Source organism: Ruegeria sp. AB5, assembly GCF_056542645.1.
In genome coordinates this window covers 1,004,355-1,025,091 of record NZ_JBQGAE010000001.1, presented here as the reverse complement: position 1 = coordinate 1,025,091, position 20,737 = coordinate 1,004,355, and the positions used below count along the sequence as shown (strand labels likewise).

At 59.5% G+C, this 20,737-nt stretch carries 24 protein-coding genes and 1 tRNA gene; 11 read left to right on the top strand and 14 right to left on the bottom strand.

Going from position 1 to position 20,737, the window contains the following annotated elements:
* Together xth and ACR0L4_RS05185 are read right to left on the bottom strand one after the other, a co-directional pair.
* Window positions 1–780, bottom strand: coding sequence for an exodeoxyribonuclease III (gene xth, locus ACR0L4_RS05190; protein ID WP_480511071.1), 780 nt, complete (start codon window positions 778–780; stop codon window positions 1–3).
* Window positions 781–1,059: 279 nt separating this feature from the next.
* Window positions 1,060–1,383 (bottom strand): HesB/IscA family protein, encoded by a 324-nt coding sequence (locus ACR0L4_RS05185; RefSeq protein WP_480511069.1) that lies wholly within the window; start codon window positions 1,381–1,383, stop codon window positions 1,060–1,062.
* On the opposite strand from ACR0L4_RS05185, the gene ACR0L4_RS05180 reads away from it, so the two are divergent.
* The gene (locus tag ACR0L4_RS05180) at window positions 1,382–2,626 is read left to right on the top strand and encodes a deoxyguanosinetriphosphate triphosphohydrolase (RefSeq protein ID WP_480511067.1); all 1,245 of its coding nucleotides are present in this window, start codon (window positions 1,382–1,384) and stop codon (window positions 2,624–2,626) included. The two genes, ACR0L4_RS05185 and ACR0L4_RS05180, sit on opposite strands and share 2 nt — an antisense overlap.
* Here ACR0L4_RS05180 and ACR0L4_RS05175 read toward each other — a convergent pair.
* Window positions 2,603–3,154 carry a putative pterin-binding protein gene (locus ACR0L4_RS05175; protein ID WP_480511065.1) on the bottom strand — a complete coding sequence of 184 codons (552 nt, stop codon included), beginning with the start codon at window positions 3,152–3,154 and terminating at the stop codon, window positions 2,603–2,605. The genes ACR0L4_RS05180 and ACR0L4_RS05175 overlap by 24 nt on opposite strands.
* A gap of 133 nt (window positions 3,155–3,287) precedes the next feature.
* On the opposite strand from ACR0L4_RS05175, the gene argS reads away from it, so the two are divergent.
* From argS to ACR0L4_RS05145, 6 genes are all read left to right on the top strand, one after another.
* Complete coding sequence (argS, locus tag ACR0L4_RS05170) at window positions 3,288–5,033, top strand: arginine--tRNA ligase (protein ID WP_480511063.1); 1,746 nt, start codon at window positions 3,288–3,290, stop codon at window positions 5,031–5,033.
* Between the two features lie 87 nt (window positions 5,034–5,120).
* Window positions 5,121–6,176: an SPOR domain-containing protein gene (locus tag ACR0L4_RS05165; protein ID WP_170659759.1), complete on the top strand. Its 1,056-nt coding sequence runs from the start codon at window positions 5,121–5,123 to the stop codon at window positions 6,174–6,176.
* Window positions 6,173–7,180 (top strand): beta-N-acetylhexosaminidase, encoded by a 1,008-nt coding sequence (gene nagZ, locus ACR0L4_RS05160; protein WP_170659758.1) that lies wholly within the window; start codon window positions 6,173–6,175, stop codon window positions 7,178–7,180. Before ACR0L4_RS05165 ends, nagZ begins: the two co-directional genes overlap by 4 nt.
* Window positions 7,170–7,964 (top strand): segregation and condensation protein A, encoded by a 795-nt coding sequence (locus ACR0L4_RS05155; protein WP_480511060.1) that lies wholly within the window; start codon window positions 7,170–7,172, stop codon window positions 7,962–7,964. The genes nagZ and ACR0L4_RS05155 overlap by 11 nt, the downstream gene beginning before the upstream one ends.
* Complete coding sequence (gene scpB, locus ACR0L4_RS05150; RefSeq protein ID WP_170749198.1) at window positions 7,957–8,607, top strand: SMC-Scp complex subunit ScpB; 651 nt, start codon at window positions 7,957–7,959, stop codon at window positions 8,605–8,607. The genes ACR0L4_RS05155 and scpB overlap by 8 nt, the downstream gene beginning before the upstream one ends.
* Before the next feature lie 64 nt (window positions 8,608–8,671).
* A complete protein-coding gene (locus ACR0L4_RS05145) occupies window positions 8,672–8,854 on the top strand; it encodes a hypothetical protein (protein ID WP_170749196.1) in 183 nt (60 codons plus the stop codon).
* Window positions 8,855–8,897: 43 nt separating this feature from the next.
* On the opposite strand, the gene ACR0L4_RS05140 is transcribed toward ACR0L4_RS05145, so the two are convergent.
* The 8 genes from ACR0L4_RS05140 to ACR0L4_RS05105 form a co-directional block, all read right to left on the bottom strand.
* Window positions 8,898–9,977: a 2'-deoxycytidine 5'-triphosphate deaminase gene (locus ACR0L4_RS05140; RefSeq protein WP_480511057.1), complete on the bottom strand. Its 1,080-nt coding sequence runs from the start codon at window positions 9,975–9,977 to the stop codon at window positions 8,898–8,900.
* A gap of 61 nt (window positions 9,978–10,038) precedes the next feature.
* A tRNA-Pro gene (locus tag ACR0L4_RS05135) sits at window positions 10,039–10,115 on the bottom strand.
* Window positions 10,116–10,175: 60 nt separating this feature from the next.
* Entirely contained in the window at window positions 10,176–10,745 is a 570-nt protein-coding gene (locus tag ACR0L4_RS05130; protein WP_170749193.1) for a MerR family transcriptional regulator, read from the bottom strand.
* Window positions 10,746–10,763: 18 nt separating this feature from the next.
* Window positions 10,764–11,066, bottom strand: a complete 303-nt coding sequence (gene ihfA, locus ACR0L4_RS05125; RefSeq protein WP_170749192.1) for an integration host factor subunit alpha — start codon at window positions 11,064–11,066, stop codon at window positions 10,764–10,766.
* Window positions 11,067–11,162: 96 nt separating this feature from the next.
* The gene (locus ACR0L4_RS05120; protein ID WP_170749191.1) at window positions 11,163–12,134 is read right to left on the bottom strand and encodes a beta-ketoacyl-ACP synthase III; all 972 of its coding nucleotides are present in this window, start codon (window positions 12,132–12,134) and stop codon (window positions 11,163–11,165) included.
* 21 nt (window positions 12,135–12,155) lie between these two features.
* Window positions 12,156–13,244, bottom strand: coding sequence for a phosphate acyltransferase PlsX (gene plsX, locus ACR0L4_RS05115; protein ID WP_170749190.1), 1,089 nt, complete (start codon window positions 13,242–13,244; stop codon window positions 12,156–12,158).
* A gap of 23 nt (window positions 13,245–13,267) precedes the next feature.
* On the bottom strand, window positions 13,268–13,474 hold the full coding sequence (gene rpmF, locus ACR0L4_RS05110) for a 50S ribosomal protein L32 (RefSeq protein ID WP_008756996.1): 207 nt from the start codon (window positions 13,472–13,474) through the stop codon (window positions 13,268–13,270).
* A gap of 207 nt (window positions 13,475–13,681) precedes the next feature.
* Complete coding sequence (locus ACR0L4_RS05105) at window positions 13,682–14,218, bottom strand: DUF177 domain-containing protein (RefSeq protein WP_170749189.1); 537 nt, start codon at window positions 14,216–14,218, stop codon at window positions 13,682–13,684.
* An 84-nt stretch (window positions 14,219–14,302) separates the two neighbouring features.
* Here ACR0L4_RS05105 and ACR0L4_RS05100 point away from each other — a divergent pair, with 84 nt between their 5' ends.
* The 3 genes from ACR0L4_RS05100 (at window position 14,303) to ACR0L4_RS05090 (ending at window position 17,494) form a co-directional block, all read left to right on the top strand.
* Window positions 14,303–14,776, top strand: coding sequence for an outer membrane protein assembly factor BamE domain-containing protein (locus ACR0L4_RS05100; protein ID WP_170749188.1), 474 nt, complete (start codon window positions 14,303–14,305; stop codon window positions 14,774–14,776).
* Window positions 14,777–14,876: 100 nt separating this feature from the next.
* Window positions 14,877–15,617, top strand: coding sequence for a GNAT family N-acetyltransferase (locus ACR0L4_RS05095; protein ID WP_480511053.1), 741 nt, complete (start codon window positions 14,877–14,879; stop codon window positions 15,615–15,617).
* A gap of 68 nt (window positions 15,618–15,685) precedes the next feature.
* Window positions 15,686–17,494, top strand: coding sequence for an ABC-F family ATP-binding cassette domain-containing protein (locus ACR0L4_RS05090; protein ID WP_480511051.1), 1,809 nt, complete (start codon window positions 15,686–15,688; stop codon window positions 17,492–17,494).
* 44 nt (window positions 17,495–17,538) lie between these two features.
* Here ACR0L4_RS05090 and ACR0L4_RS05085 read toward each other — a convergent pair whose 3' ends face one another.
* Both ACR0L4_RS05085 and ACR0L4_RS05080 read right to left on the bottom strand, forming a co-directional pair.
* A complete protein-coding gene (locus ACR0L4_RS05085; protein ID WP_480511160.1) occupies window positions 17,539–18,075 on the bottom strand; it encodes a sugar O-acetyltransferase in 537 nt (178 codons plus the stop codon).
* Between the two features lie 28 nt (window positions 18,076–18,103).
* Window positions 18,104–18,859 carry an SDR family NAD(P)-dependent oxidoreductase gene (locus ACR0L4_RS05080; protein WP_170749185.1) on the bottom strand — a complete coding sequence of 252 codons (756 nt, stop codon included), beginning with the start codon at window positions 18,857–18,859 and terminating at the stop codon, window positions 18,104–18,106.
* A gap of 191 nt (window positions 18,860–19,050) precedes the next feature.
* Between ACR0L4_RS05080 and ACR0L4_RS05075 the strand changes: the two genes are divergently transcribed.
* On the top strand, window positions 19,051–19,824 hold the full coding sequence (locus tag ACR0L4_RS05075) for a hypothetical protein (protein ID WP_480511048.1): 774 nt from the start codon (window positions 19,051–19,053) through the stop codon (window positions 19,822–19,824).
* Between the two features lie 113 nt (window positions 19,825–19,937).
* On the opposite strand, the gene ACR0L4_RS05070 is transcribed toward ACR0L4_RS05075, so the two are convergent.
* Window positions 19,938–20,705 (bottom strand): hypothetical protein, encoded by a 768-nt coding sequence (locus ACR0L4_RS05070; RefSeq protein ID WP_480511047.1) that lies wholly within the window; start codon window positions 20,703–20,705, stop codon window positions 19,938–19,940.
* Between the last annotated feature and the right edge of the window lie 32 nt (window positions 20,706–20,737).

Genomic DNA, 20,737 nt, shown 5'->3' with positions numbered 1-20,737 from the left:
TCAGAGGTCCAGATCGATCCAGACCGGCACATGGTCCGAGGGTTTTTCCTGCCCGCGTGTTTCGGCATCGATCTGACAGTCGCGCATAAGATCGGCGGCTTGAGGCGTCAGCAGAAAGTGGTCGATCCGGATGCCGTCATTCTTGTTCCATGCCCCGGCCTGATAGTCCCAGAATGAATAGTGGCCCGGTCCTTGAGTACGGGCCCGGAATGCCTCGGTAAAGCCCAGGTTCAGGATTTTTCGAAATGCTGCCCGGCTTTTAGGTCGGAACAACGCGTCCTCACGCCAGGCATCGGGTCGCTTTGCGTCTTCGGATTGGGGAATGATGTTGTAGTCTCCGGCCATGAGCGCCGGTTCCTCACTGGCCAACAGGTCGCAGGCCCGACTATAGAGCCGCTCCATCCACGCCAGTTTATAGTCGTATTTTGGTCCTGGAACAGGGTTTCCGTTGGGCAGGTACAACCCGCAGATACGCAGCGCTTTTTTGCCCACTATCGTTGCCTCGATCCAACGGGCCTGCTCGTCCTCATCATCGCCCGGCAATCCGCGCGTGACGTCTTCCAGAGGCAGTTTGGAAAGAATGGCAACGCCGTTGAAACTTTTCTGACCATGGGTTTCGACAGTGTACCCACGCTCTTCAAGCATTTCGCGCGGGAAGTTTTCGTCAACAGATTTGATTTCCTGCAACAGCACCACATCCGGCTGCGCGTCATCCAACCACCGGGGCAGGGCCTCAGCCCGCGCTTTTATGCCATTGATGTTGAACGTGGCGATTTTCATGCGCGATCCTCCGAAGCTGTTGGCAATCTATCGCCCAGATTGACCCCAGCGGCAAGGTGGTGGGCGGGCTTGCGAGGCTCTGCCTCGCGCTTCGGGATGTTTCTGGCCAGATGAAGAAAGGGACCCATAGCCAGCCAGGATGAATTCCGGTGGGCGGCACATGTGGGGACGCCCATGATCGCGTCAGGTGAAGCTTTCCGCCGTCAAGGCCAGATAGGCGATCCCCCTTCATCTGGCCAAAAATATCCTGGGGGTGTGGGGGCAAAGCCCCACTGGCGTCTACATCGAAAAGGACGTGCCGCAGCCGCATGAAGAGGTGGCGTTGGGGTTTTCGATCACAAATCGCGCGCCGATCAGTTCCTGGGTAAAGTCGATCACGGCATTCTCGAGAAACGGCAATGAGACAGAGTCCACGATGACCTTTTGGCCTTTGCCTTCCAGAACCAAGTCGTCGTCCTTAGGCGCATCCAGCGCGATTTCGTATTGAAAACCAGAGCATCCGCCGCCTTCAACCGCTACGCGCAACGCCTGACCCTGATCGGCGGCCCCGATCTCGGCGAGGCGTTCAAACGCCCGTTCTGTCACTGTCGGAGGCAGATTCATGCCAGACTCCAAAGGTTTATTTCCCAACCACACTACAATATATGAAACCCAAAGACAGGCGACAAGGACCAGAATTGTGGACAGAGCGGGTTTTGCTTCGGACCCCAACCGCGCGCGCGGGCGCTTGGTGCCGGAGGAGGAAAGCAGTTTTCGGTCATGCTTTCAACGGGATCGGGACCGGATCATCCATGCCAGCGCGTTCCGGCGGCTCAAACACAAGACGCAGGTTTTTGTGGAACATGAAGGCGATAGCTATCGCACCCGGCTGACCCATTCCATCGAAGTCGCACAGGTTGCGCGTACAATTGCAGGCGCCTTGGGCCTGAACCCTGAATTGACCGAGGCCGTGGCCCTGGCGCATGATCTGGGCCATACGCCGTTTGGACATACTGGCGAAGATGCGTTGCATGCACTTATGGCACCTTACGGAGGTTTCGACCACAACGCACAGGCCATCCGCATCGTGACCCGGCTTGAGCGTCACTATGCCGAATTTGATGGATGCAACCTGACCTGGGAATGTCTGGAAGGGATCGCCAAACACAATGGGCCGGTGACGGGCACATTGCCCTGGGCCCTGGCCGAGTGCAATGGCGGTTTTGATCTGGAATTGCACACCCATGCCAGTGCCGAAGCGCAAGTGGCGGCCCTGTCCGATGATATAGCCTATAACAACCACGATCTTCTGGACGGGTTGCGGGCTGACCTTTTCACGGATGACGAAATTCAGCAGCTACCGATTGTGGGCGACTGTTACGCAGAAGTGGACCGCGCCCATCCCGGTCTGGACCCATATCGTCGCAGGCACGAGGCGTTGCGCCGTGTCTTTGGTGTCATGGTCTCGGATGTCATCGACACGTCGCACGGGTTGATCACCACGTCACGAGCGCAGACAGTCGAGGAAATCCGCCATCTGGGCTATCCTGTCATCCGGTTTTCAGCTGACCTTTGGTCGCAGCTTAAGGACATTCGCCGTTTCCTGTTTGCCCGGATGTACCGTGCGCCAAGCGTGATGAAAGTGCGTGCCGAAGTCTCCAGGGTGGTGGAAGATCTGTTTCCGATCTACCTGAGCGACCCCAAGCAGATGCCTGCGCGCTGGCACGCCGATATCGAGGCAGCGACCGACGAAACCGCTCTGGCGCGGATTGTATCGGACTACATCGCCGGTATGACGGACCGTTTTGCGTTGCAGGATCACAAGCGGCTGACCGGTGGGTCATTACTCGATCCCGATATAGGCTAGCGCCCAAACCTGCTGCCCGGCCTGTTCCTGGGCCAGATCAACATCGTCGGTGGGCGGAAAGACGATCATGGTCGGGCCATAGCCGCCAATCCCCATTGGGCTGCCATCGGCGTGTGTTGCAACGATCGGTTGATGCGTCTCGATGCTGGTCCATGGAATTTCTGACTGGTACCCGTCCATCGCCATGGGCTTGGCGGTCTTTCCTTCTGCCCCTGCCATGCGCATCAGATCCGACAGACGCGGGCCAGAGAAGGCGATGTCACGCTTATTGTCTTGGGGGCCATAGGCGATGGTGATCTGGGTATGTTCAAGCCCGTCCAGAATGGCGGCGTCAAACCCGGCGGCGCCGTCATGGGTCACTTCAAGATACCCCAGCAATCCTCCGTCCGTTTCACTGCGGGCGGGCAAGTTGGTTTCTGTCACCGCTCCGCCCAGTGTCAGCAGGACATGGCCCTGTAGGACAGGCATCTCGGCCCAGACCGGAAGCGCAGTGGCAAGGGTGAAGGCGAGGGGCAGGGCAAGGCGCATAAGGCTTTCTCCGGTGTTGGCACTTCCTGTGACCTTAGTCCTGTTTGCTGCTAATCCAAGCGGAAACTGTGCGCTTCCATTGACCTTGCCGCCTTGCGTGGTAAACCGCGCAGCAAGCAAAAGGACATCCGAAATGAACCTGTTCTCCGAGATCCGCGGCCTTGTGCTGGACGCACTGGCGCAGATGCAGTCCGAAGGCACGCTGCCCGAGGGGCTGAGCTTTGACAACGTCGCGGTTGAACCGCCGCGCGATGCGGCGCATGGCGACATGGCGACCAACGCGGCCATGGTGCTTGCCAAGCCCGCCAAGATGAAGCCGCGCGATATTGCGGACGTGCTGGCCGGAAAACTGGCGGCGGATGACCGGATCACCAGTGCCGAGGTGGCTGGGCCGGGCTTTTTGAACCTGCGGTTGGCGCCGTCTGTCTGGCAGGGCGTGCTTGCAGCCGTGTTGGAGAAGGGCACCGACTACGGCCGCTCGACCATGGGACACGGGCAGAAGGTCAATGTGGAATATGTCTCGGCAAACCCCACCGGACCGCTGCATGTGGGTCATACACGGGGCGCGGTGTTTGGGGACGCTTTGGCAAGCCTATTGGCCTATTCGGGCCATGACGTGACCCGTGAGTATTATATCAACGATGGTGGCGCGCAGGTGGATGTGCTGGCGCGCTCGGCCTATGAACGTTACCGCGAAGCCAATGGTCTGAGCCCCGAGATTGCCGAGGGTCTCTATCCCGGTGACTATCTGATCCCGATCGGCGAGGCGCTGAAAGAGAAATACGGCGACAGCCTGATCGACAAGCCGGAAAGCGACTGGCTGGAGGATCTGCGCGAGTTTTCGACTGACGCGATGATGGACCTGATCCGCGCCGACCTGAAGGCGCTGGGTGTCGAGATGGATGTGTTCTTCTCGGAAAAGTCCCTCTATGGAACCGGCCGGATCGAGGCGGCGTTGCAGTCGCTGACCGACAAGGGCTTGATCTATGAGGGCGTGCTAGAGCCGCCAAAGGGCAAAAAGCCCGAAGATTGGGAACCGCGCGAGCAGACGCTGTTCAAATCGACAGAACATGGCGATGACGTGGATCGTCCGGTCAAGAAATCGGACGGGGCCTGGACCTATTTCGCCCCGGATATCGCCTATCACTATGACAAGGTGAGCCGCGGATTTGACGCGCTGATCGACGTGTTTGGCGCGGACCATGGCGGCTATGTCAAACGCATGAAAGCAGCCGTGTCGGCGCTGTCTGACGGCAAAGTGTCGCTGGACATAAAGTTGACCCAGCTGGTGAAGCTGTGGAAGAACGGCGAGCCTTTCAAGATGTCCAAACGGGCCGGGAACTTTGTCACCCTGCGCGATGTGGTTGATCAGGTCGGCCCGGATGTGACCCGTTTTGTGATGCTGACCCGCAAGAACGACGCACCCTTGGATTTCGATTTTGACAAGGTGCTGGAACAAAGCCGCGAAAACCCGGTGTTCTACGTGCAATATGCCCATGCCCGCGTCATGAGCGTGCTGCGCCGCGCGGCCGAGGCCGAGATTGCTGCCGACGATGCGACCCTTGTGGGCGCAGATCTGGGCAAGATCGACCATGCATCTGAGCTGACTGTTGCCAAGAAACTGGCCGAATGGCCACGCTTGGTTGAGATCGCGGCCCGCACCAACGAGCCACACCGCGTCGCCTTCTATCTGTATGAATTGGCAGGGGATTTTCACGCTCTGTGGAATAAGGGCAACGAAGAAACTCAGTTGCGTTTCATCCAGGATGGCGATGTTGCCACAAGCCAGTCGAAAATCGCCTTGGCTCGTGCCGTTTCTGTTGTGATTTCAGCAGGCTTGGGTATTCTTGGCGTTACTCCGGCGCAGGAGATGCGGTAACCAATACCGCCCGAACCGCCGGTCTGAGGCAGACAAGAAATGACCCGCGCGCCTTAATTTCAGGCGCAATCGGGCGGTGAGGCGGACATGACGAGTTACGATTACTCGGGGCATCAAAGCCCCGGGCAGATGCATTACCCGAATCAATCCCACGCCGATGATGGGTATGACTACCCAGACGAAATGGCCGACCATACAGCGCCGCGCAGCGGTTTTGGCGTTGGCAAGGCGATGAATGTGCTTGGGGCGGTTGCGTCTTTGGCGCTGGTCGTCGGGATCGGAATCTGGAGCTACAAGCTGGTGATGCGCGATGTCAGCGGCGTACCGGTTGTGCGCGCCGCCGAAGGTCCGATGCGCATTCAGCCCGAAAATCCGGGCGGGCGCCCCGCAGATCATCAGGGTCTGGCCGTGAATGCGGTTGCTGCCGAAGGCTCGGCAGCCGCCCCTGCGGATCGTCTGATCCTGGCTCCTCGTCCGGTCTCGCTGACAGATGAGGACCTGCCCGCCGGTGAATTGAAGCCGACCAAAGCTGTTCATGTCGTCGAAGAGCCTATCTCGAACGAAGAGGCCGCGGCGCTGCGGCAGAACGCAGTGGACGCACTGGTAGCCGAACTCGCGGGCGAGGCGGCTCGTGCCAATGATGAACAAACCGAGGATGGCGTGCAGCTGGCGTCTCTGGTGACGCCCGAGGAAGAGCCTGCGATTGACCCGGCGGATTTCGCCGCAGCCCTGCCAGACCCGGCCATTGCCGAGCTTCCGGGCGTGCGCCGCTCATTGCGCCCACAGACCCGCCCGGCCCGCCGCGCGGTGGTCACCGATACGTCTGAGGCAGCAATCAACGCGGCCGTCAAATCCGCCGTTGGGTTGGATGTAGACCCTGACACGCTGAGCAAAGGCACTCGTCTGGCGCAGCTTGGCGCTTTTGAGAGCGCGGATGTCGCCAAATCCGAATGGGCGCGTCTAAACGGTCAGTTCGGTGAGTATATGGATGGAAAACAGCGCGTTATCCAGAAAACCTCAAGCGGTGGCCGCACCTTCTACCGGTTGCGTGTGCTTGGCTTTGATGACCTGAGCGACTCGCGCCAGTTCTGTGCGGCGTTGGTGGCCCAGGGGGCCGACTGTATCCCGGTGGCCGTCAGGTGACGTTCGGAGCCGCGATTTCTGACGCAGAAGCGCTGCGGCTAACCGATGACGAAAGGGCCCTGTTCCGTGAGATGAATCCGTTTGGGTTCATCCTGTTCGCCCGCAATATCGAAAGCGCCGATCAGGTTCGCGCGCTGTGCGATGATTTTCGCGAGGCTGTAGGGCGGAATTGTCCCATAACGATTGATCAGGAGGGAGGCCGCGTTCAACGTCTGCGCGCCCCTCTGGCGCGCGAATGGATGCCGCCGCTCGATCATGCTGAACGGGCCGGAGAACAGGCCGAACGCGCCATGTACTTGCGCTATCGCCTGATTGCGCATGAGCTGTTTGAGTTGGGGATCGACAGCAACTGCGCCCCGATGGTGGATGTCGCGCGCCCGGAAACCCATGCCTTTTTGCGCAACCGGTGCTACGGCAGTGATGCAGAAAGCATCGCTCAATTGGGGCGCGCCGTGGCACAGGGGCATCTGGATGGCGGAGTTTTGCCCGTAGTCAAGCACATGCCCGGTCACGGTCGGGCCACGCTGGACACACATTTCGACCTGCCGCGCGTCGACCTGCCGCTCGAAGAGCTGACACAAACCGATTTCGCCCCGTTCAAGGCTCTGAACGACCTGCCAATGGCGATGACCGCTCATTTGGTGTTCGAGCAGATCGATCCGACTCCGGCCACGATCTCGGCCCCGATGATGAAGGTCATCCGCGAGGTGATCGGCTTTGGTGGGCTGGTCATGACCGATGACATCACCATGAAGGCGCTCAGCGGGTCTGTGCCCGAGCGCGCTGGACAGGCCTTGCAGGCAGGCTGTGATGTCGTGTTGCACTGCAACGGCAGCTTTGCCGAGCGTCGGGATGTGCTTCAGGCCGCAGGCCAGATGACTGAGGCGGCGCAGGCCCGCGCAGATCGGGCCTTGGCCATGCGCAAAAAGCCCGCCGAACTTGACATCGAGGCCACTGAGGCTGAACTATCTGCCCTAATGGGCGGGCAGGTATATGAACGATAATCTTTTCAGCGAAGATCCGGTTTCGGTCGCCGACCGGCTGGCAGCCGAAGCGCTGATCGTTGACGTTGACGGGTTTGAGGGCCCGTTGGACGTGCTGCTGACCCTATCGCGAACGCAAAAGGTCGACCTGCGGAAAATCTCGGTTCTGGCGCTGGCGCAGCAATATCTGGCTTTTGTCGAAAAAGCGCGCGCGCTGCGGATCGAACTCGCCGCCGACTATCTGGTTATGGCAGCCTGGCTGGCCTTTCTCAAATCCCGCCTCCTGCTGCCGCCTGACCCGGATGATGAGGGGCCATCGGGCGAGGAACTCGCGGCCCACCTGGCGTTTCAGCTTGAGCGCCTGCAGGCCATGCGCGATGCCGCCGCGCGGTTGATGGCGCGCGACCAACTGGGGCGCGACTTCTTCAGACGGGGACAGGCCGAGGATGTCACTCGTATCCGAACGGTGACCTATTCCGCTACACTTTTGGACCTGATGCAGGGTTACGCCCGGATTCGCACCCGCGATGAGTTCCGCCCCTTTGTGATGGACCGCGACTCGGTCTTCACCATGGAGCAGGCATTGGAACGTATGCGGCCACTGATTGGCTTTGCAGGGTCATGGACCGATATGGAAACCTATCTGCCCGACGGCTGGAGTGGCGATCCGGTGCGGCGCAGATCGGCCACCGCGGCGACCTTTGCGGCCTCGCTGGAGCTGGTGAAAGAAGGACATATGGAGATGAAGCAAAGCGAAACCTTTGCGCCGATCCAACTGCGCAAGAGGACCGAAACCCGTGACTGACGCCCCTCAAGAAACCGGCACGCTGTTTGAGGCGCCGCCCCTGGCCGAACAGGAACGGATGGTCGAGGCCGTGCTGTTTGCCAGCGCCGTACCGGTGACCATAGCCGACCTTGAGGTCCGGATGCCCCATGGCAGCGATGCGGCGCAAGCGGTTGAATTACTTCAGAAACGCTATGAAGGGCGTGGTGTTCGTGTGGTTCAGGTCGGAGAGGCTTGGGCCATTCGCACAGCCCCCGATCTGGGTTTTCTGATGCAGAAAGAGACGGTGGAAACCCGTAAACTCAGCCGGGCCGCGATCGAAACGCTGGCCATTGTGGCCTATCACCAACCTTGCACCCGGGCTGAAATCGAAGAGATCCGAGGGGTCTCGGTCTCGCGCGGAACCATCGACCAGTTGCTTGAGATGGAGTGGATACGTTTAGGCCGCCGCCGCATGACCCCGGGCCGACCGGTGACCTTTGTGGTGACCCCACAATTCCTCGATCATTTCGGACTTGAGAATGCGCGGGACCTTCCGGGTCTCAAGGAATTGCGGGCCGCCGGGTTGCTGGAAAACCGTCCGCCGCCGGGTGCAATCCCGCTTGGGCAGGGGCGTGAAGAAGAAGGTGATGAGGATCAGACGGAACTCTTCGACGAAGAGTGATCGGGCTGCCCTTTTGTTGCCTCGGAAAAACTATATGTTGAGGCTCAGGAAACGGAGTTGAGCAATGAATGCCAATCGGATCATCGACATGATCGTGCGCCAGGTGATGCGCCGCATTGTCAACAAGGGCGTGAACAAGGGGTTTGATATGGCCGGTCGATTGGGCGGGTCATCGCGACAGAATCTTCCAGACCCCGGTGACAAACGGCAGAAGACGACGCCAAACCCGTCTCAGGACGTGAAATAGGCTCAGCCGGCAATCCGCAATGCGCCGATCTGGCAAGGTTTGGTCAGCCGACAGCCTTGAAATGCTTGGACAGTTTCAACCCCTGTCCCTGATAGTTCGACGCGATGCCTGCGCCATATAGCTGCGTGGGCATTTCAGCCATCTTCTCATAAACCAGCCGCCCGACGACCTGACCGTGTTCCAGAACAAACGGGGCTTCGTGGCAGCGGACTTCGAGAACACCACGTGAGCCCGCACCACCGGCTTCGGCGTGGCCGAAACCGGGGTCGAAGAACCCGGCATAGTGAACGCGGAATTCACCGACCATGGCCAGATACGGGGCCATTTCCGCAGCGTACATGGGCGGGATATGGACGGCCTCGCGGCTGACCAGAATGTAAAACGCGCCAGGGTCCAGGATGATGCGCCCATCGGTGGTGCGCACCTCCTCCCAGTATTCCTGCGGAACGTATGCGCCGATTCGGTCCAGATCGATCACACCGGTATGTGGCTTGGCGCGATAGCCGACCAGATCGGTGTCGGGCAGTTGCAGGTCGACCGAAAAGCCCAACCCGTCCTGAATCACGGCAAGCCCGTCGACCAGAGGCGAGTCCGCATGCAGGGCAGTCAGTTCCGTGTCGGTCAGCACGGCCTGACCCTGACGGAACCTAATCTGGTTCAGGCGCATGCCCGGACGCACCAGAACCGAGAAGGATCGCGGGCAGATTTCGGCATAGAGCGGGCCGGTGTATCCCGCTGGGACCCGGTCAAATTCGGTGCCGCCATCCGTGATCGTGCGTGTCAGCAGGTCCAGCCGCCCGGTCGAGCTTTTGGCGTTGGCCACCGCACTGGTATCAAGGGGCAGGGCCAGCGATTCCATCAGTGGCACCAGATAGACACAGCCCTTTTCCAGAACGGCACCGTCCGTGATGTCGATGCGGTGCATTTCAAATTCGGACAGACGATCCGCGACCGAGCGTCCTTCGCCGGCCAGAAACGAAGCACGCACCCGGTAAGCCACTGTTCCCAAACGCAGATCAAGACTGGCTGGTTGAACTTGCGCTGGGATGACATCGGGGATGGCGGTGATCTCACCGCGTGCAATCATCGCTTCGATCTGCTGGTTCGGGCATACGCCTGTCATTCTGATCCCCCCTGTTGCCAGAGCGGGATCTGGCCTGTCTGCCACAAACGTCGGTATAATTTGGTCGGGCTAGCAGGACTCGAACCTGCGACCTTCCGTCCCCCAGACGGACGCGCTACCAGGCTGCGCCATAGCCCGACGTTTGAGTGTTCATAACGGTTTTCCCGGCAGGGGCAAGAGGAAAACATTGCCTTTTTCTTATCCTGCCGCCCGTGTTTCAACCCGGTCCAGCCACGCCCTTAAGTCCTTGGCCAGAGGGGCAATACGATTGAGAAGCTCTTCGTCGAAATCCGCCCGATTCCACGCCAGCGATGCAATGCCGCCCAACAAGGGCGCCGCATCCAGTTCGGGTTCGGCCTGTGGTGGCAGCGGGTCGACCTTGGCCGCTGGTGCCGCTTGGTCCCCGAGGTCCATGTGAATCTGTTCGATTGGGGCGGCGGGTTTGGCCAAGAAGGGCACAACAGTGGTGTCCTGTTCAGGTGCGGCGCTTTCCTCCAGGGGCTGAGACAGCCCGGCAACATGGGCCGCACCTTGTTCGCGCAATATACGCTGCACGCCTTTGATGGTGATCCCGTCCTCATGCAGCAGTTTTTTGATGCCGCCCAGAAGACGCATGTCATTGGGGCGGTAATATCGTCGCCCTCCAGCCCGTTTGACGGGTTTGACCTGGCTAAACCGGCTTTCCCAAAAGCGCAGGACATGGGCCTGAACACCGAGCCAATCCGCAACTTCCGAAATTGTGCGAAACGCGTCGGGGGATTTGCTCATGTCTGCGGGGCCTCCGGGTTACTTACGGTTCCCGACGGCCACGCGATCCTTCATCAGGTGCGATGGGCGGAAGGTCAGAACGCGGCGCGGCTGAATCGGAACCTCTTCGCCGGTTTTGGGGTTGCGGCCGATACGAGCGGTTTTGTCCCGGACGCTGAAAGTGCCGAAAGACGAAATCTTAACCTGCTCGCCGCGCACAAGTGCGTCGGACATATGGTCAAGAACGCTTTCGACCAGCTGTGCGCTTTCATTGCGTGAAAGGCCAACCTCACGAAAAACGGCCTCGCTCAGATCCATTCGGGTCAGTGTTTTGTCGCCCATACCTATTCCCCTGTTGATGACAAAGCATAGGGCCGGGGCAAATTCACTGTCAATATCAATGAATTGCAGGAGGTGGTGTAAGCTGTTTTGCGCCGGTTACCAACGCAGCAGGACCGACCCCCAGGCCAATCCGCCACCAATTGCCTCTGTCACCAGCAAATCGCCCGGTTTGAACTGTCCGCGCTGTTTGGCCACCGACATGGCCAAGGGAATCGATGCGGCCGAGGTGTTTCCGTGATCCTGTAGGGTGACGACAACGTGATCCATCGGTACCCCCAATTTCTTGGCCGTGCCCTGAATAATGCGGATATTGGCCTGATGGGGCACAATCCAGTCCACATCTTCATGCTGCAGTCCCACTTTTTCCAAACAGGTTTCGGCGGTGGCGGTCAGGCGTTCGACCGCTTGCCGAAACAGTTGGTTGCCCTTCATGCGCAGATAACCGGTGGTTTGGGTCGAGACGCCGCCATCGACATACAGCAGATCCTTGTAACGCCCGTCCGAATTCAGGTCGGTGGCCAGAATTCCGCGGTCGTCCGGGGTGCCTTCGCCTTCCTGCCGTTCTAGGATCAACGCACCCGCGCCGTCTCCGAACAGCACGCAGGTCGAGCGATCGGTCCAGTCCATGATTCGAGAGAACGTCTCGGCCCCGATCACCATCACCCGTTTGGCCTGATCCGACATGATCAATGCATTGGCGTTGGTCAGCGCGTAGACGAAACCAGCGCAGACGGCCTGTACATCAAAAGCAAAACCTTTGGTCATGCCCAGACGGGCCTGAACCATCGTGGCGGCAGACGGGAAGGTCAAATCAGCGGTCGAGGTCGCCAGGATAATGGCGTCGATGTCATCCGCCTCAAGCCCGGCATCCGCAAGGGCGGCCTGTGCGGCATTTGTCGCCAGATCGGATGTGGTTTCATTGTCAGCGGCAAAGTGGCGGCGTTCGATACCGGATCGCGTCCGGATCCATTCATCCGATGTATCCAGGGTTCGTTCGAACTCTGAATTCGGGACAATACGTTCGGGCAAATAATGCCCCACACCTACAACGACTGATCGGCCTGCCATTTTGGGGTACTGCCTTCTTTGTTATTTTTCCGCCTGCGGCGCAGCATGCGCGGCATCTTGTGCAAGCTGGGCCGTCGATGCAACCCGTGCCGCCAATTTTTCGGCAAATCCGGACTGAGCGAGCGTAAAGGCCAGTTTGACCGCGGCCGAAACGCCGGTTGCATCCGCGCCGCCATGCGATTTCACCACCGTGCCGTTCAGGCCCAGAAACACGCCACCATTCACACGACGCGGATCGATGCGCTTTTTCAATCGGTTCAGCGAGGTAATCGCCAAGATCGACGCGAGCCGGGACAGGGGCGTGTATTTGAACGCCTGACGCAACAGATCGCCGATCAGGCTGGCCGTTCCTTCGCCGGTCTTGATGGCCACATTGCCGGTAAATCCATCCGTGACGATGACATCTGCCTTGTCTCCGGGGATATCACTGCCTTCCACAAAGCCCACAAAATCGAAATTCGCCGACTCGGCAAAGTCAGTGATCATGGCGTGGGCTTCTTTCAGTTCAGCCCGGCCCTTGTGTTCCTCGGTACCCACATTCAGCAGGCCGATCCTTGGGCGGTGCAGAGCCATACCATTGCGCGCGTAAGACGCGCCCATCAGAGCGTATTGCAGCAAATCCTTGGCGTCGGCACGCACATCCGCGCCCACGTCCAGCATCACATTGAAACCCTGCGGATTGCGCGAAGGCCACAGAATCGCAATGGCCGGTCGGTTCACGCCCGGCAACTTGCGCAGACGCATCATCGACAGGGCCATCAGCGCCCCGGTATTGCCGCAAGACACCGCGCCATGCGCTTCGCCCTGACGCACCGCATCCAGCGTCGACCACATCGAGGTCTGCTTGCCGTTGCGCACAACCTGACTGGGCTTGTCCTCCATCGTGACCACGTCCGGACAATCACGAAAATCGACGCGCCCATCCAGGACGCGCCGTTTCGCCACGAGCTTGCGCAGCGTGTCTTCGGGACCGTGCAGCAGAAACCCGATATCGGGGTTCTTCTTGGCTGATTCAGCGAGGCCGGCAACAACAACTGCGGGACCTGCGTCCCCACCCATAGCGTCAACCGAGATGGTGATCCGTCCGGCGTGCGAGGGCTGTTCAGTCATGCCTGGGCCTGCGCTCTTCAGGCTTAGGCTGCGTCTTCGTCCAGGTCGATTTCGTCGGCCTGTGCGACGACTTCACGATCGTCGTAGTGGCCGCAAGAGGCGCAAACGTGGTGCGGGCGTTTCAGCTCGCCACAGTTCGGGCATTCGTTCGGGTTTGCAGCAACCAGAGCGTCGTGTGCGCGGCGGTTGTTGCGACGCGACTTGGAAACTTTGTTCTGTTGGACGGCCATGGTCTCAACCTTTGTCTGACTGTGGGCCAGCAGATTCGCTGCCGACCGGGTTTCATATATTCGTTTTATCGTGGTTTGACGCGCGTTTAGGGGACCCGCCCCGAAATGTCCAACCCAAAATCCGATGAGCGCGCGAAAATACTGCGATTCTCGGTATGTTCAAGCGATTTTTCTGGACGCCTGCTATGACAGGAATTCAGCTCTGTGTCACTCGTCTTTTTTCAGTGCATCCCGCAATCCAGCCAACCCGGCAAAGGGTTTGACATCTTCGTCTGTCATGGCCTGCTTTCCCGCTTCGGTATAGCCAGCCTGACCCAGTTCGGCCCCGTCTTTTCGGGGGTACAGGGGCAGGGCAAGGGACAAAGCCTCGGTCATCACCAGTGCTGGATCAATTTCAGATCCCAATGCTTCGGTTTCTTCGCCTTCCGGGATTTCGAACTCAACGTCGTCCGGCTCTGACCAATCAGCTATGAACACGCGTGTCACGGGACAGTCGATGCGCGTGGTCACGGGCTCTAGGGTCACGACGCAGGGTTGAATGACTGTCGCGCCCAGCTTGGCGGTCAAAACCCAATCCCGTTTGCCCTGTGCCTTTACGGTGCCGACGAAACTGAGTTTGCGCAGGCCCAGCAGGTTGAGGTCCTGTTTGATCGCGTCCAATTCACCGGCACCGGGCCGCAGTTCAAAAGAAGTCGGCGCGTTTTGCGGCAGGTCGGCCACCCGCAGAGATGTGTTGTTGCTCATTCGTGACCCTTTCCTGTGTTGAACCGGCGCACTGGTTTCTGTAAGCGGATAGGGGCCGTTAGGCAGCAAGGCAAGAGGAAGCGCATGTTGAAGGGTGTGAGCAAGGTGAAACCGGCAACGAAATCGCTTGTCTTTATTGCCTGTCTGACAGTTTTCGGCGCCTGTACGCCGATCTTCAAGAATCACGGGTACATTCCGCCAGCCGAAGAACTGGCCGAGATCAAAGTGGGCGTGGACACCCGCGATAGCGTGGCCGAGGCCATCGGCGCGCCGGGCGTGTCCGGTGTGGTGCAGGATTCGGGCTACTACTATGTCGCCTCGCGTGTGCGGCACTACGGACCCAAGCGCCCCGAGGTCGTCTCGCGCGAATTGGTTGCCATCAGCTTCGATCAGCGCGGTGTCGTGCGCAATATCGAGCGTTTTGGTCTTGAGGACGGTGTTGTTGTTACGCTGGAACGGCGTGTGACCGAATCCAGCATCCAGAACAACGGCTTCCTGCGACAGTTGCTGGGCAACATCGGCAACTTCAACCCGGCCAACATCCCTGGCTCCAACTAATTCACGCGACCGTCTTGTTTGCTTCACAGGACGGTCACATGTCTTATGCTACCAGCACCGTGTGGTTACAATCCGGTCGGCAACCTTGGAGGATGCGACCATGGCAACGGCTGTCTTGTTGAGCAAGGGGCGCTATCAGGCCCGTCTGGCGCAAACCGAAAGGGATGTGGTCGCGGCTCAGGCATTGCGAACGCTGGCCTTTGAAACGGTTGAGGCCGACGTGGACGCCTTTGACGAGGCCTGCGCCCACGTGATGGTCGAGGATTTGCAAGCTGACGGCAGGTTGGTTTGCTGCTTTCGAATGCTGAGTATGCAAAGCGGTGAAGACATCGGGCGCAGCTATTCGGCACAATTCTACGATTTGTCCAGTCTCGAAGGATTTACCGGGCGCATGGTCGAGATGGGCCGGTTCTGCATTCACCCGGATTGGACGGACCCTGATATTTTGCGCGTCGCGTGGGGGGCAATGACTGCTTATGTGGATCAGAACGGCATTGAGATGCTGTTTGGCTGCTCGTCTTTTGCCGGGACCGAGACAGAAGAGTATCTGGACGCCTTCGCCATGCTCAAACATCGCCATCTGGCCCCGAAACCCTGGCTGCCTCGGGTGAAGGCGCCTGATGTGTTTCGTTTTGCAGCCAAGCTGCGCCGCCGACCGGATGCAAAAAAGGCAATGCTGCGGATGCCACCCTTGTTGCGCACCTATCTGATGATGGGGGGCTGGGTCAGCGATCATGCGGTGGTGGACCGGCACATGAACACGCTGCACGTGTTCACCGGGCTTGAAGTTGGTGCCATTCCCCCCGCCCGAAAGAGGCTGCTGCGGTCCGTGGCCGGGTGATTGGCGTATTTTTGAAAAGGTGAAGCCGGGGCGTTGACGCCCTGTCCCTGCCGGTTTAGCTGGCTGGCATGGCGAGAATTCCTTTGTTGCAGATGTCCGGCATTTCCCTGACCTTCGGGGGTGATCCGGTGTTTTCCGGTTTGGATCTGGTGGTCCAACCGGGTGATCGCGTCGCTCTGGTGGGGCGCAACGGCTCGGGCAAATCAACCCTGATGAAGGTGATGGCCGGACTGGTCGAAGCGGATCATGGCGAGATTGTTATACCGCCGGGTAAATCCGTTGGATACATGGAGCAGGATCCAGGGATGCAGGGATTCGCGACGCTGGGTGACTACGCGTCCAGCGGGCTGGAGCCGGGTGAGCTGTACAAGGTCGAGCGCGCCGGTGAGGGGCTCAAGTTCGATCCGTCGCGCCCGGTTGAGACGGCCTCGGGTGGTGAACGGCGGCGAGCAGCCTTGGCCAAGCTGATGGCCGAGGCACCGGACCTGATGTTGCTGGACGAGCCCACCAACCATCTGGATATCGAAGCCATCGCGTGGTTGGAGCGCGAGTTGGGCGCGACGCGGGCGGCGTATGTGCTGATCTCGCACGACCGTGCGTTTCTGCGGGCGTTGACGCGTGCAACCCTGTGGATCGACCGCGGCATGGTGCGGCGACAGGAACAGGGATTTGAGGCGTTCGAAGTCTGGCGGGACAAGGTCTGGGACGAAGAAGATCAACAGCGGCACAAGCTGGACCGGCTGATCAAGTCCGAGGCGCGGTGGGCCGTAGAAGGCATCAGCGCGCGACGCAAGCGCAATCAGGGGCGTGTCCGGGCGCTTCAGGCGTTGCGGGCCGAGCGGGCGAGCCAGATCAAACGTCAAGGATCGGCGGCTATGTCGCTGGACTCCGGGCCGAAATCCGGACGCAAGGTGATCGAGGCCAAGGGAGTATCGAAAACCTTTGGCGATCAGCAGATCGTGCGCAATTTTGACCTGTTGGCACAACGTGGCGATCGAGTTGCCTTCGTCGGGCCAAACGGCGTTGGTAAAACCACGCTGCTGAAAATGCTTTTGGGGCAAGACGCTCCGGATGCAGGCACAGTATCTTTGGGCACCAATCTTGAGATTGCGGTTTTTGATCAGACCCGCGCGCAACTGGACCCCGAGATGACCCTGTGGGACAGCCTGACCGGCGACCCCGAGATGCGGGTTTCAGGCAAGGCCGATCAGGTGATGGTCGGTGGCCAGCCCAAGCATGTGGTGGGCTATCTCAAAGAGTTTCTGTTTGACGAGCGTCAGGCAAGAGCCGCCGTTAAATCCCTGTCAGGTGGGGAAAAAGCACGATTGTTGCTGGCCAAGCTGATGGCGAAACCGTCGAACCTGCTGGTTCTGGACGAACCGACCAACGACCTGGACGTCGAGACTCTGGATCTGTTGCAGGAACTTCTGGACGACTATGACGGCACCGTCCTTCTGGTCAGCCACGACCGGGACTTTCTGGACCGTGTGGCCACCACAACCATCGCGATGGAGGGGAATGGCCGTGCAACCGTCTATGCAGGCGGGTGGTCGGACTACATCGCTCAGCGCGGGGACATGCTCCCAAAGAAGGACGAGAAAACAAAAGCTTCCAAGCCAAAGGTGAAGCAAGAAAGTAAGCCGAAGTTAGGCCTTTCTTTTTCTGAAAAACACCGGTTGGAAAACCTCCCCGCTGAAATCGAACGGCTTGAGGCCGAGATTGCCAAACTGGAAGAGCTGATGGCCGACCCCGATCTGTTCACGCGCGAGCCGGTCAAGTTCCAGAAAGCCACCGAGGCGCTGGTCGAACGGCAGGAAAAACTGTCGGCTTCCGAGGAGGAATGGCTGATGCTGGAAGAGAAGGCCGAAGCAGGGTAGCGACAGACCGAAAACCGGTCGCGCCTCGGATTGTTCAGGAAACTCTACATGCGGTCCTTGATCGGGCGCGCCGGGTTGCCGACTACGGTTTCCCCGGGTGCGACAGGTTTGGTGACCACGCTGCCCGCCCCAATGATGGCACGGTCGCCGATTGAGACACCGGGCAGGATGATGGCTCCGCCGCCGATCCAGACATTCTCGCCAATCGTGACCGGGTGGGCGATTTCAAGACCCTCTGCGCGCAAGGTTGGGTCTTTGGCGTGTTCGGCGCAGTAGATATGGACATTGGGGCCCAGCATCGTGTCGCTGCCGATCTGTACCGACGCCGTATCCAGTATGGTGCAGCCAGCGTTGAAATAGACCCGATCACCAAGAGAGAGGTTGAGACCATAGGCGCAGTGAAATGGGGCCTCGATGAAGCAATCCTGTCCGATCCCGGCGAATAGTGCCCTCAGTTCGGTTGCCATTGCGCCGCGATCATCCGGCGGGCAGCTGTTATGGGCATAGACGGCGCGGCGGGCGGTCTGGCGCAATTCTTCCAGCTCCGGGTCGAGGCAGGTGTACCAGTCACCAGCCGCCATTTTCACTCGCTCGCTCATGTCCTTAGGGTTAGCGCATCCTGAGTGCCCCGTCGATGCGGATCACTTCTCCGTTCAGATAGCCCATTTCGACGATGAACCCGGCCAGACGCCCAAACTCCTGCGGGTCTCCCAGACGAGGCGGGTTGGGGACATCGGCGGCCAGCTGAGCCTGAACCTCTTCTGGCAGGCCGGCAAGCATTGGCGTCATGAAAATCCCCGGCGCGATGGTCATCACCCGAATTCCGGTCGAGGCTAGATCGCGCGCCATCGGCAGGGTCATTCCGACCACGCCGCCTTTCGAGGCCGCATAGGCCGCCTGACCCTTTTGCCCATCAAAGGCTGCGATCGACGCGGTGTTGATGATGACGCCACGGGCTCCGTCCGGGTCAGAGTCGTTTCGGGCCATCTGGGCGGCGGCCAGACGCGCAACGTTGAAGCTGCCCACCAGATTGATGTCGATGGTGCGTTGAAATGCGTCCAAAGGGTGAGGCCCATCGCGTCCCACGGTCTTGATTCCGTCAGCGATCCCCGCGCAGTTCACGGCAACAGAGACTTGACCCATCCTGTCCCGCGCCAGATCAATCGCGGCAGCGACCGAGCCTTCATCGGTCACATCGGTCTCCGCAAAGTGGCCGCCGATGTCTTGGGCGACTTGCGGGCCACGTGTTGTATCGCGGTCCAACAGCGTGACTTGTGCGCCCTTGGCAGCAAAGTGGCGGGCGGTGGCTTCGCCCAGGCCCGAGGCTCCGCCGGTGACGATGGCCGCTGTGGCAGACAGGTTCATGGCGTGCTTCCTTCCAGTAGTGATTTGAACGTTTGTTCATTTAATCGCCTACTTTGCCTGCTGTCCAGCCATACAACTGTTTTTCTGAAGCGAAACACAGCCCTTCCTCATCTGTCCTTAATGTTCGGACCCCACGTCAACTGAGGATGAAACGGCGCGAGAACTGCGTGCCGCAACAGGAGTGATGCAGGATGCATAAACGTTTACGAGTGGGGATGGCCGCATGGGTTGCAGCGCCCGTCCTTGGGGTTATGGCGGCCAGCAGCGCGGCTGCTGCGCCTGAGGTCTGTGACTGGAGAACCGCGCGTGATGCGGCCAATAGCGGCAATTATGCTGCGCTATGTGAGTGTTCGCAGGTTACACCGAGCTTTCTCAAGCGATTGCAGACCCGGCCGGATTTCGAAACCACGCTTGGCTATACTGGCGCGCAATGTCCGGGGTTGGCGGCGTTGTTGACCGATCTGCCAACAGCGTCGATTGGCACGTCATTTGGTGGCAATTCCGGTGAGGATCGCAGCTCGGATATCGTGGCCCAGCTTGGGTCAGGCGGAGGAAGCAGTCCGGGCAACGGAGGCGGAAACCCCGGCGACGGAGGCGGTGATCCCGGCGATGGCGGGACCGACCCCGGTGACGGTGGGACCGATCCGGGTGACGGCGGCGGCAGCGACCCTGGCAATGGCGGCGGGGGTGACGACAAGCCCGGCAAGGGCGGAAACGGTCCTGGCAAAGGTGGAAATGGCCCCGGCAAAGGCGGTGACGGTCCCGGCAAAGGCGGCGGCAAAGGCAATGACGGGCCCGGCAAAGGTGGCCCGGGAAATGGAAATGGTAACAACGGCAACTCTGGCAACGGCGGTGGCAACACCGGAGGTTCGGGCCCTGGCACTGGAAATGGCGGCGGCAACAACGGTCAGGGCGACGGCAAAGGCAAAGGGGGTGGTAAAGGCGGAGGCAAAGGCAAGAACTGAGCCGTACCTACCCAGCCAACGGTGAACGCAACGGCCACCTGAATGGGTGGCCGTTTGACGTTGTGTTTTTCGGATTCTGAACAAAATGCATGTGCGGGGGCACCGCGGGACTGCTACAGATCCAGGCTATACTTGACGGGCTTGAACCTCATCGCCAGCGGCATTTTATCTGCAACGCTTTTGGGGATTTTGGTCCTGGGGATGCGTTCGCTGGTCTTACCGTCGCGAAAGAAACTGTCAAACCTCCAGCTCGCGTCCAGCGACTTGGGCAATTTCTTCAGCATATTCGCTGTTTCCTTGGTCGCGCTGCTGCCCCACCACGGTTTCATATTGCCCTTGCACTTTGCATGAAACCGGACGCGAACGCGGTAGCCGGTCTTGCCCTCTTCCTTCTCAAGACGCTCAAGATGCCTGATCAGACCGGTCTCGAAGCTTCTGCGATAGGTTGAATTCGAACTTGCCGACATGGGCGTCATGTTTGCATTGATACCCATTCCACCCAGCTTTTCGCTAAGGATGTGGCCCTTGACATAAGTCTGAGCCTGCAATTCGGAATAGTCTGCCAACATGCGGATTTCTCCCAGGGCCAACAGGTCGAGGATCTCATCCACGGTTTTGGCCCGGCCCAGTTTCTGAATGGTAGTCTTGTTGGACAGGGCTTTCTGGACGGCCTTGAGATCAATGAGGCTTTTGATATCCCAGCGCGAATTCAGACGTTCCACAATCGTGCATTGACCCGACGCCGGTCGACTGCCTTTCAGGCGCAGACTGTCCGTTGTCAGGACACACGTCACTTCGTCGGCACCGACCGAGAAGGTCTCGCCTTCAAAATCCGCATTTTTTCTGAGGGTTGGGGAAGAAAGCTTGTTGGGAATAACCATGACCAAATCTTACAAATAAACTGCAATATAGG